The following is a 369-nucleotide window of genomic DNA, read 5'->3' as shown; positions in this document are numbered from 1 at the left end:
TGTGACGACAAACCTCAAGACCCTCGCGACAGCACTGTACGTGAGGATCGATGACTCTCTGGCAGGAACGCGGCGATCGGGCCGCCCGCCGAGGCTGACGGATGCCGAGCTGTTGACGCTCGCCGTCATGCAGGCCGTCCTCGGATTCGCCTCCGAGACCCGATGGCTGCGGTTCGCCCGCGCCCACCTGGCCGCCGAGTTCCCCTACCTGCCCGGGCAGTCCGGCTACAACAAGCGCCTGCGGAACGCGAACACGCTGATCAGCCGGTTCATCCGCACCCTCGCCCGGGACACCGACCTGTGGCACGACGACGTGTGGATCGTGGACTCCACACCCGTCGAATGCGCCCGCTCACGCCCCACCGTCAA

At 67.5% G+C, this 369-nt stretch carries 1 protein-coding gene; it reads left to right on the top strand.

The features are described 5' to 3' along the window. Nucleotide 1: 1 nt before the first annotated feature. A partial coding sequence (locus tag K7B10_RS40095) for a transposase family protein (RefSeq protein WP_504967682.1) occupies nucleotides 2–369 on the top strand: 368 nt, incomplete at its 3' end.

Source organism: Streptomyces flavotricini (genome assembly GCF_020639365.1).
Taxonomy (GTDB): domain Bacteria; phylum Actinomycetota; class Actinomycetes; order Streptomycetales; family Streptomycetaceae; genus Streptomyces; species Streptomyces flavotricini.
Note: the sequence above shows the minus strand (reverse complement) of the source record. Positions and strands in the feature narration are given on the sequence as shown.